A 10,108-nucleotide genomic window follows, 5' to 3' on the forward strand; every position below is an offset into this window, starting at 1 on the left:
CGGGTCCCGTCGTGCTGCGCTCGCGCGGCGGCAGCGTCACCCTCGACAACGAAGTGGGCGGCGGCGGCCGGCTGGGCAGTCTTCTCGTCGCGGCGGCGGACGAGATCAGCATCAGCGGCGGCGTCGCCAGCGACGGTAGCCAGACTTACGAAGCCGGTCATATCACCTTCATCGACGGCCGCATCGACAGCGCGGCCGGGGACATCACCGTCGACGGCGACCTCGACGTCGCGGGATCCGTCGCGCTGACGGCGGCCCGCGATATCGAAACCACAGGCACGATCGACAGCCTGGCCGCCGAGGGCGTGGGGCTTGCCGAAGTCACCATGACGGCGGGCCGCGACATTCGGGTGCTCGGCCCCGTGGGGCAGAATGTGCCGCTGCGCTCCTTCCTGATCGAGGCCGGCGCGAGCATCGACCCACCCTCCGTCACGACCTATGGTCCTCAGAGCTACCGCGCCCCGGTCATTGTCCTGACCGGCAGCCGCTATGAAACCCATGGCGGCAGCTTCACCACCATCGGCAGCCTCAGCCTGACGGCACCTTCCGTCATCATCGACACGAGCGATGTTTCCGAAGGCGGCGATATCACGCTGGACGGTTCGGCCAGCGGGCAGGATGTCACGCTGAACGCCGGCGATGGCTCGATCCTCGGCCTTGATGTCGATTTCGACCGGCTCACCGTGCGCGGGACCGCGGGCACCGCCACCATGGGCGGCACCATCGGCGGCATCGGCGGGGAAAAGGCCGCCGCCGATGTCCTGCGCCCGGACGGCGTCGACAGCGAATACCGCTTCAACGACTGCGTGATGGCGACAAGCTGCGGGGGGCCGCCGCCGCCGGTTGGCGGTATCGATCCCGAGGGCGTGATCCGGATCGACCTGCCGCCGGTATTGAGCCTGCCGTCGCTGGCGCCGACGCCGCTGATCCTGACCGAGACCGATGACCCGGCCGGGGACGCGCGCTTCGAATTTTCCAACACGGGCAAGGATGCGCTGTGGCGGCTTGACCTGCTGACGCCGGACAGCACCGGGGAGACCCCGCGATGAGCCGGATGCGTATCGATCTCGGCGGCCTCCTGGCCATCGGCCTTGTTCTTGGCGGCTGCGTCAGCGGCGACAGCGCCGAAGGGCCACCGCCCCGGGATGCCGGGCGCAATCTGGTCGGCGAGACCTGCACCTTGCGGGAAGGCCGCGCCACCGGGGACGGGCGAAACTACGCCATTCATTGCGGCAGCTGGCAGCAGCCGGCGGCGCGGCTGACCGAAAGCCTGAACAGCGCCACGCCGATCGAGGCGGTCTCCGCCGGCCCCTGGCGCGGCGATATCGACAGCCGCATGGCCTGCGGCCCGGCCCGGGACGCGACCTTTGCCCGGGGACTGTCCGGCGCCATCGCCTATTGCCGGCTGCGGAACGGTGGCTTCCCGACCGTCGCCCTGGCCATCGCCGACGGGCGTGGCCGGCTGGTGCTGGCCGATGGCATTCCGGCGGCGATGCCCGTCATCGAGCGCGGCGCCCTCGCCGCCTTCGGGCTCGAGAGCCTTGGCGATCAGACCGCGGATTCCCGGGCCATCGAGCTTGTCCGTCAGTCGACCGGGCGACAAATGGTCGGGGCGGGCGTGCTGGAAGCCTATTACACGGCGATGGCGACCGCGCAGTATCAGGACACGATCCAGGACTTCGTCGCCGCCGAGGACAGTTATCGCAAGGCCATGCTGGCCCAGGCCGAGGCGATCGGCACCGACGATCCCGCCAGTGCCGATCCCCTGATGCATGTGGCGCTCGAGTTGTCCAATCAGGGCCGCTTCGACGACGCGGCCCCCCTGTTCGACGAGGCCCAGCGTCTCGCGGCGGCCGGCCCCAACCCGGCCAGCCTGCCCCGGCTGCTCAGCTACCGCGCGATCGACGCCGCCAATCGCAACAAGCTGGATCTGGCCCTGTCCTTCGCCGAACAGGCGACCGAGGCACGCCGCCGGCTCGCCCAGGATCTCGGCGGCGTGCCGGGACAGGCCGGGGCGGATGCCGATCTCCTCAGCTTCTCCGGCGCGTCGGTCTCGTCGGTCAGCGTTGAAGTCGCCCAGAGCCTGCATACCGAGGCCGCCCTTCGCCTGCGCCTCGGTGATCTGGCCGGCGCCGCCGACAAGGCCGACGAAGCCATCGCGACCGCCGCCGCGAGCCGGACGTCTCCGCCCTGGTGGCGGCCGCAATTCCTCGAAACCCGGGCGACGATCGCCGCCGCCGCCGGCAATGCCGGCAGCGCTGTCGCCATCCAGGGCGAGGCTGTCACCCTGTGGGCGCGGATCCTGCCCCAATCGACCCCGGAAGGCCTGTCCCGCCTCGGCCTTGGCCGCTTCCTTCACACGGCCGGCGCCGAGGACAAGGCGATCGACAGCTATCGCCAGGGCCTCGCCATCCTGAAGGCCCGCAACGCCGAAATCCGGCCGCGCGACCTGCTCGGCTTCCTCGATGCCGCCAGCGCCATGGCGACCCGGCGCCCCGAACAGGCGGAAGGCCTGAAGGTCGAGATGTTCGAGGCGATGCAGTTGATGCGCTCGGGCGTGACCAGCCGGACGGTCAGCCTGGCCACCGCTCGGCTCGCCGCCGGGGATCAGGCGGTCAGCGGCGTCATCCGCGCCCAGCAGGAGAACGAGCGCAAGCGCTATGCCCTGGTCGGCGAGCTGAACCGGGCCCTGTCGGCCCCGTCGGACCTGCGCGACACCGCGAAAATCGCCCGCCTGCGCCAGAACCTCGAGGCTGTGGAGACCGAGGGACGCGGCCTGGACGAGACCCTGCAGGCGGCGTCATCCGGCTATCGCCAGTTGCTGGCGACACCGGTCGGGGTGGCGGAATTGCAGGGCCTGCTGAAGCCGGGCGAGGCGATCGCCGCCTTCGCCAGCGCCGAAAACGCCACCTATGGCTTTCTCGTCGCGGCCGACCGTCTGAAGGTCTGGCGCATCGATGCCGGCGACCTCGCGCTTGGCGATGTCGTGGTGACCCTGCGTCGCGGCATCCAGCTCAACCGCGGCACGCCGGGGCGCTTCCCGGTCGATCTCGCGCATCAGCTCCATGCCGCGCTGTTCGGGCCGGTCGCCGATGATCTCGCCGGCATCGACAATCTGGTGACCACCGCCAACGGGCCGCTGGCCAGCATCCCCTTCGGCATTCTCGTGGCCAGCCCGGCCAGCGGCCGCGCCCCCGCCCCCGCCCCCGCCGACGACTATCGCGCGGTCGACTGGATGGTGCGCCATCAGGCCCTGTCCGCCGTGCCTTCGGTGCGCGCCTTCGCCGACCTGCGCAAGGTGCCGACCGCGGCGGCCGGCAGCTCGGCCATGATCGGCTTCGGCGACTATCGCCCGCCGCGGGATGTCGCCAGCCTGTTCGCCGGCCTGCCCGCCGGCTGCGCGCGGGATCGCAAGGTTCTGGGTAGCCTCGGCCCCCTGCCGGCGACGGCGGGCGAACTGCGGCAGGTTGCCGGCCTCGTGGGCGCGGGAGCGGATTCCCTGCTGCTTGGCCCCGCCTTCACCAAGGACGCGGTGCTGAACCGGCCCCTGTCCGATTACCGCATCCTCTATTTCGCGACCCATGCCGTGCTGGCCAGCGAAATCCGCTGCTTCTCGGAGCCGGCCCTGCTGGTCACCCCCGGGGCGGGCGGCACGGTCGACAGCGCGCTGCTGCGGCTCAGCGATATCCTGAACCTGAAGCTCGACGCCGATCTCGTGGTGCTTTCGGCCTGCAATACCGCGGGCACCGATGGCAAGAGCGGGGGCGAGGCCTTGTCCGGCCTGACCCGCGCCTTCTTCTATGCCGGGGCGCGGCGCCTCGTGGTCTCCCACTGGCCGGTGCCGGACGATTCAACCGCGGCCCTGTTGCTGGGGCTGTTCGATCGCCGGGGCCCGGGTGTCGGCGGTGCCGCCGCCCTGCGCCAGGCCCAGTTGCACATGATCGATGGCCGGAGCGGGGGCAAGGGCGCCGCCTGGGCCCATCCGCTGTATTGGGCGGGCTTCACGACGATTGGGGATGGCACCGGCGTTGCCATTCCCTAATATCGGGGGATGGCCGCGTCACTTCATCACCCGTCGATCCACGATTACCGGCAGTCCGTGCCCAGCTGGTGGGCGGCTTCGGCCGGGCCGCCGGTATCCGCGCCCCGCCTCGAGGGGGAGGCCCGGGTCGATGTCGCGATCATCGGCGGCGGTGTCACCGGACTGAATGCCGGGCTGGCGATCCGGGACGCCGGCCTGTCCGCGCTGGTTCTCGATGCCGCGCCGATCGGCTGGGGTGCCTCGGGACGCAACGGCGGTTTCTGCTGCCTCGGCTCGTCGAAACTGTCGTGGCCGGCGATCATCGCCCGTTTCGGCCTCGCGGAAGCGCAAGGCTTCTTCCGTCTGCAGGTCGCCGCCATCGCCCATGTCCGCCAACGCCTGGCGGACTTCGCCATCGACGCCGACGCGGAACCGGACGGCGAAGCGATCATCGCCCATCATCCCCGCGCGGTGGCCGACCTCGCCGCCGAAGCGGAGCTTTACGCCCGGGCCTTCGATACGAAGTGCCAGCTGCTGCCCCTGTCCGAGATGAAGCCGCGCGGTCTTTTCACCGCCGAGGCGCGGGGCGCGCTGCTGGTCCCTCACGGCTTTCCGCTGCATCCCCTGAAATATGTCCAGGGCCTGGCACTGGCCGCGGCGGCGGCCGGCGTCGCGCTGCACGGCGAGAGCCCCGTGGTGTCCTGGACGCGGGAGGGGCGGCGGCATCGCCTGACCACGCCGACCGGCTCCGTCCTTGCCGACAGGGTGGCGGTCGCGACCGCCGGCTTCACCCGGGAAGACCTGCACCCCGGCCTCGCCGGCCGGCTGCTGCCGGTTCTGTCCAACATCATCGTCACCAGGCCGCTGAGCGCCGGGGAGCGCGCGGAACAGCATTTCGACACCCTGACCATGTGCGCCGACACGCGCCACCTGCTGCATTATTTCAGGTTGCTGCCGGACGGCCGCATGATGTTCGGGGCCAGGGGCGGCATATCCGCGGCCCCCGCCGCCGAAGACGCGATGAAAGCGCGGCTGGAGCGCGATCTGGGCCGCATGTTCCCGGTTTTCGCCGGGGCGAAGACCCAATATTTCTGGCGCGGCCTGACCGACCTGACCTTCGATCTGCTGCCGCATTTCGGCACGTTGGACGACGACAGCGCCCATTTCCTGCTGGGCTTCCACGGCAATGGCGTCGCCATGGGCAGCCTCGGCGGCACCCTGCTGGGCCGCCGCGTCGCCGGACTCGCCGTCGATCTGCCGGTGGCGATGTCCCGCCCCCTTCGGCGTTTTCCCCTGCCTTTCCTGCGACAGACGTATATACGCGCGGCCTATGCCGGATTTAATCTGCGCGATGCCGTCGGGAGATAACGGCGATACCAACATCGACTTCCCTTCCGATCTGAAGTCATATATTCCCAAACTGAAACAGATCGTGTGCAATGATTAGCGTGAACTTCAGGCCAACCTCATGAGCCGCAAAGCCTCCCTGGTACCGCTGCTGCGGGACCGGCAGTGGCTCGTCGAGCGCCTGGATTCAACCTTGCCCGCTTGCCGGTGCTGCATACTGGTCATCAAGATCGTCGGCCTTTCGAACATCGAGGACCTGCTGGGATTCGGCGGCCGGGAACTCGTGATCGAGGGTGTGGGCCGGCGCCTCGGCGAGAGTCTCGGCGATACGCCGATCGGCCATCTCTTCGCCAGCGAGTTCTTCGCCCTGATCGAATCGCCGCGCAACAATGGCGAAGTCGCCGCCCTGGTCGGGCGTGCCCTGGCCTGCACCACGGAGCCGATCACGGCCGGCGACGCGCAGGTTCGGGTCGACATCCGGGTGGGCGTGGTTTTCTCGCCCGAACATGGTCAGTCGAGCGATATCCTGCTGTCGCGGGCGATCACCGCGCTCAACGCGGCGAGCCGTCAGCGCCAGCCGGTGGTTTATTTCGATGAAGAGATCAACCGCAACGCGCGCGAGCGCGCGGCGACCCATGCCGAATTGCGCCGGGCCCTGACCGAAGGCCAGTTCGAGCTGTATTTTCAGCCCAAGGCCGCCCTGCCCGCCCATCAGCTGGTGGGGTTCGAGGCCTTGCTGCGCTGGCGGCAACCGGGCCACGGCATCGTGCCGCCGGCGACCTTCGTGCCGTTGGCCGAGGAAACCGGCCTCATCCGGGAAATCGACGCCTGGGTGGCCGAACAGGCCTGCGCCGCCATCCAGCGCATCAACGGCGCGCTCGGCGCCGATTACAGCATCTCGGTCAATGCCTCCGCCATGGCACTGGAATCAGGCGATTACATCCGCCATCTGCGCCAGCTGATCGCCGACAACAATATTCCGGTCGAATGGCTGGAGGTCGAGATGACCGAGACGACGATCGGCGAGGACACGGTCGCGGCGGCGGCCATGCTGGCCGAATGCCGGGCCCTCGGCATCAAGGTTTCGATCGACGATTTCGGCATCGGCTATTCGTCGCTGCACCGTCTGCGCCACTTCCCGGTCACCGGCCTGAAGATCGACCGTTCCTTCGTCGGGGAGCTGGGGCAATCGAATGTCGCCCGGCTGATCATCCGGGCGACCATCGAACTGGGCCATGCCATGGGCCTCGAGATCATCGCCGAGGGGGTCGAGACCGTGTCCCAGGCCGAGGATCTGGCCCTGCTCGGCGTCGATGTCTATCAGGGCTATATTCTGTCCCGCCCCCTGCCGGAGGCGGAACTGATGCGCTGGATCCGCGCGCAGGATCTGGGGGCGCTGCCGCTCCTGCGCTGACCGCGCCCCCATCCCGGATCAGATCACTTCTGGGCGATCTTGCGTTTGGGCGACTCGTCGTCGACCAGTTCGTACCACATGGCGTTGAGGACGGCGAAGGCGGCCGCGAGCGGCAGGCCGAGCATCCAGGCGAAATACCACATATCGTTTCTCCTTGTTTCTCGGCCGCTCAGTAGGCGTGACCGCCCTTGCGGGTGATGGACTCCGGCCGGACCTTGCCCCACAGCACCTTGTAGACCCAGGCGGTATAGGCGAGGACCATCGGCAGGAAGATCAGGGTGACCACCAGCATGATGAACAGCGTCATGTGGCTGGACGAGGCATCGAACACGGTCAGGCTGGCCTTCGGATCGATCGACGACGGCAGGATGAAGGGGAACATCGAGACGCCGACGGTCGAGATAATGCCGAAGATCGACAGTTTGCTGGCCAGCAGGGTCAGCCCCTCCCTGCGCGCGCCGAAGCCGACGAAGGTCAGGAACGCCCCGCCAAGGCCAAGGGCCGGGGCGATCAGCAGCCAGGAATGGGCGCCATAATTGGCGAACCAGGCCCCCGGCAACACCGCGGCTTCCTTCAGCAGCGGGTTGGACGGGCCAGCGCCGTCAACCACGCTGGTGATCGCATAGCCGTCGACGAAGAAATAGAGCGCGACGCCGCCCAGGACAAAGAGCAGGAAGCTGGAGAACGACGCGAGCTGGCCATAGGCCCGCGCCCGTTCGGCCACACGGCCCTCGGTCTTCAGCACGAGCCAGGCCGCCCCATGGGTGACCAGCATGGCGACCGAGAGCAGGCCGCAAAGCAGGGCGTAAGGGTTGAGCAGGCCAAAGAACGTGCCGTCGTAGAAGATGCGCAGATCGTCGTCGAGGCGGAAGGGCACGCCCTGCAGCACATTGCCGACGGCGACGCCAAAGATCAGCGACGGCACGAAACCACCGATGAACAGCGCCCAGTCCCAGCCGCTGCGCCAGGCCGCGCTGTCACGCTTGCTGCGATACTTGAAACCCACCGGCCGCAGGATCAGCGCCGCCAGGATGGCGAACATGGCGAGATAGAAGCCCGAGAAGGACACGGCGTAAAGCGGCGGCCAGGCGGCGAAAATGGCGCCCCCCCCGAGGATCAGCCACACCTGGTTGCCTTCCCACACCGGGCCGATGGTGTTGATCACCACCCGGCGCTCGATATCGGTCTTGCCGACGAAGGGCAGCAGCGCGCCGACGCCGAGGTCGAAACCATCGGTCGCGGCGAAGCCGATCAGCAGCACGCCCAGCAGCACCCACCAGATGAGGCGCAGGGTTTCGTAGTCGATGAGTTGATGGAGGATCATGTCGGTTACTCCGCGGGCACGATGGCAGGCGAGATCAGCTCGGCCTGCGGGTCGGTGTCGTCTTCGGGGCCTTTCCGGATGGCTTTCAGCATCAGGCCCATCTCGATGACGATGAGGGTGGTGTAGAGCGCGACGAAGCCGACGATGGTCAGCAGCAGGGTTCCGGCGCCCAGGCTGGACACCGCCGCCGCCGTCGGCAGCACGCCTTCGATGATCCAGGGCTGGCGGCCGAATTCGGCGACGAACCAGCCGAGTTCCGCCGCGAGCCAGGGCAGCGGGATCGACAGCACGGCGACGCGCAGCAGCCAGCGCCGGGCCAGCAGGTTGCGCCGGGCCGACAGGACGAAGAACACGCCGGTCAGCAGGATGAAGAAGAAGCCGAGGCCGACCATGATGCGGAAGCCCCAGAACAGCGGCGCGACCTGCGGCACCGTATCCCAGGCCGCCTTCGAGATCTGTTCGGGCGTCGCCGCCGCCGGATTGTCGGTATAGCGCTTCAGGAGAAGGGCATAGCCGAGATTGACGCCATTGTCCTCGAAGGCCGCCTGGGCCACCGGATCGACGGCCTTGGCCTTGCCGGCGGCGCGGATCTTCACCAGGGCGTCATAGGCGATCATGCCGCTCCTGATGCGGTCCTCGGCCTTGACCACCAGGTCCTTGATGCCCGGCAGTTCGTCGGTCAGCGAGCGGGTGGCGATCAGGCCCATGACCGCGGGGATCTTCACCGCGTAATGGGTCTCGCGCGCTTCCTGGTCGGGGAAGCCGATCAGGGTGAAGGCGGCGGGGGCGGTTTCCGTTTCCCACATGCCTTCCATGGCGGCGAGTTTCATCTTCTGGTGCTCGTTGGCGAGATAGCCGCTTTCATCGCCGAGGACGACGACCGACAGCGAAGCCGCGAGACCGAACGAGGCGGCGACCGTCATCGAGCGCTTGGCGAGGTCGACGTGCCTTCCCTTCAGCGCGTACCAGGCCGAGACGCCAAGGACGAAGATCGACGCCGTGACATAGCCGGCCGAGACCGTGTGGACGAATTTCGCCTGGGCCACCGGGTTGAACAGCACGTCGAAGAAATTCGAGACTTCCATCCGCATGGTCTGGATGTTGAAGGTCGAACCGATCGGATTCTGCATCCAGCCGTTGGCGATCAGGATCCACAGCGCCGAGAGGTTGGAGCCGAGCGCCACCGCCCAGGTGGCAGTCAGATGCCCGACCTTCGACATGCGGTCCCAGCCGAAGAAGAACAGGCCGACGAAGGTCGCCTCGAGGAAGAAGGCCATCAGGCCTTCGATCGCCAGCGGGGCGCCGAAGATATCGCCGACGTAATGGCTGTAGTAACTCCAGTTCATGCCGAACTGGAATTCCATGACGATACCGGTGGCGACACCCAGCACGAAATTGATGCCGAACAGCGTGCCCCAGAATTTCGTCATCTGCCGCCAGATCGGGCGACCGGTCATGACATAGACCGTCTCCATGATGGCGAGCAGGATGGACAGCCCGAGGGTTAGGGGCACGAATAGAAAATGATACAGCGCCGTCATGGCGAACTGCAGGCGTGAAAGCCCTACGATATCCAGTTCCATGTCGATCAACGCCGGCTTTCCCGGCGTCCTCCTTGAATGTTTCGCCCGTTGCCGGACGACAAAGCCACAGACTCTTGTTTCCCTCACCTCCGGCCCGGGGGCCGGCCAGCAACTCTCCTAACCGGCCCGCAGGCCGGCCAGCATCTCGTCGTAACCAGGCTCGCCCCTGCGGGCCTCGCGCTGGATACCGCCGCCGCCGACGGCGATCAGCCGGTCGGCCAGCGCGGCCTCGCGGCGCAAATGGGTGGCGATCACCAGGGTTCGACCTTCGACCGCCGCGGCCAGCCGGGCCAGCACATCGGTCGCGACCGCGCCATCCAGCGCCTCGGTCGGCTCGTCCAGCAGCCACAGGGGCACCGGCCGCAGCAGCAGTCGGGCCAGCGCCAGCCGCCGCGCCTGGCCGCCGGACAGACCAAGGC

General features: G+C 68.1%; 8 protein-coding genes. 4 read left to right on the forward strand and 4 right to left on the reverse strand.

Annotated features, from left to right (window positions below):
• The 4 genes from WAZ62_RS21695 to WAZ62_RS21710 form a co-directional block, all read left to right on the forward strand.
• A partial coding sequence (locus WAZ62_RS21695; protein ID WP_422645601.1) for a hypothetical protein occupies window positions 1-1,049 on the forward strand: 1,049 nt, incomplete at its 5' end.
• Window positions 1,046-4,042, forward strand: coding sequence for a CHAT domain-containing protein (locus WAZ62_RS21700; RefSeq protein ID WP_422645602.1), 2,997 nt, complete (start codon window positions 1,046-1,048; stop codon window positions 4,040-4,042). The genes WAZ62_RS21695 and WAZ62_RS21700, both read left to right, overlap by 4 nt.
• 9 nt (window positions 4,043-4,051) lie before the next feature.
• Window positions 4,052-5,389: an NAD(P)/FAD-dependent oxidoreductase gene (locus tag WAZ62_RS21705; RefSeq protein WP_422645603.1), complete on the forward strand. Its 1,338-nt coding sequence runs from the start codon at window positions 4,052-4,054 to the stop codon at window positions 5,387-5,389.
• 100 nt (window positions 5,390-5,489) lie between these two features.
• Window positions 5,490-6,782, forward strand: coding sequence for a putative bifunctional diguanylate cyclase/phosphodiesterase (locus WAZ62_RS21710; RefSeq protein ID WP_422645604.1), 1,293 nt, complete (start codon window positions 5,490-5,492; stop codon window positions 6,780-6,782).
• A 23-nt stretch (window positions 6,783-6,805) separates the two neighbouring features.
• On the opposite strand, the gene cydX is transcribed toward WAZ62_RS21710, so the two are convergent.
• The 4 genes from cydX to WAZ62_RS21730 form a co-directional block, all read right to left on the reverse strand.
• Window positions 6,806-6,925, reverse strand: a complete 120-nt coding sequence (gene cydX / locus WAZ62_RS21715) for a cytochrome bd-I oxidase subunit CydX (RefSeq protein WP_422645605.1) — start codon at window positions 6,923-6,925, stop codon at window positions 6,806-6,808.
• A 26-nt stretch (window positions 6,926-6,951) separates the two neighbouring features.
• Window positions 6,952-8,106 carry a cytochrome d ubiquinol oxidase subunit II gene (cydB, locus tag WAZ62_RS21720; protein ID WP_422645606.1) on the reverse strand — a complete coding sequence of 385 codons (1,155 nt, stop codon included), beginning with the start codon at window positions 8,104-8,106 and terminating at the stop codon, window positions 6,952-6,954.
• Window positions 8,107-8,111: 5 nt separating this feature from the next.
• Window positions 8,112-9,689: a cytochrome ubiquinol oxidase subunit I gene (locus WAZ62_RS21725; RefSeq protein WP_422645608.1), complete on the reverse strand. Its 1,578-nt coding sequence runs from the start codon at window positions 9,687-9,689 to the stop codon at window positions 8,112-8,114.
• Between the two features lie 117 nt (window positions 9,690-9,806).
• Window positions 9,807-10,108, reverse strand: a 302-nt coding sequence (locus WAZ62_RS21730; RefSeq protein WP_422645607.1) for an ATP-binding cassette domain-containing protein, incomplete at its 5' end; no start/stop codon positions are given.

Origin of the sequence: Zavarzinia sp., assembly GCF_049306435.1 — a bacterium.
Classification (GTDB): domain Bacteria; phylum Pseudomonadota; class Alphaproteobacteria; order Zavarziniales; family Zavarziniaceae; genus Zavarzinia.

Coding starts and splice junctions, on each gene's coding strand:
- WAZ62_RS21700 (WP_422645602.1), top strand. CDS start 1,046: ATGAGCCGGATGCGTATCGATCTCGGCGGCCTCCTGGCCATCGGCCTT.
- WAZ62_RS21705 (WP_422645603.1), top strand. CDS start 4,052: ATGGCCGCGTCACTTCATCACCCGTCGATCCACGATTACCGGCAGTCC.
- WAZ62_RS21710 (WP_422645604.1), top strand. CDS start 5,490: ATGAGCCGCAAAGCCTCCCTGGTACCGCTGCTGCGGGACCGGCAGTGG.
- cydX (WP_422645605.1), bottom strand. CDS start 6,925: ATGTGGTATTTCGCCTGGATGCTCGGCCTGCCGCTCGCGGCCGCCTTC.
- cydB (WP_422645606.1), bottom strand. CDS start 8,106: ATGATCCTCCATCAACTCATCGACTACGAAACCCTGCGCCTCATCTGG.
- WAZ62_RS21725 (WP_422645608.1), bottom strand. CDS start 9,689: ATGGAACTGGATATCGTAGGGCTTTCACGCCTGCAGTTCGCCATGACG.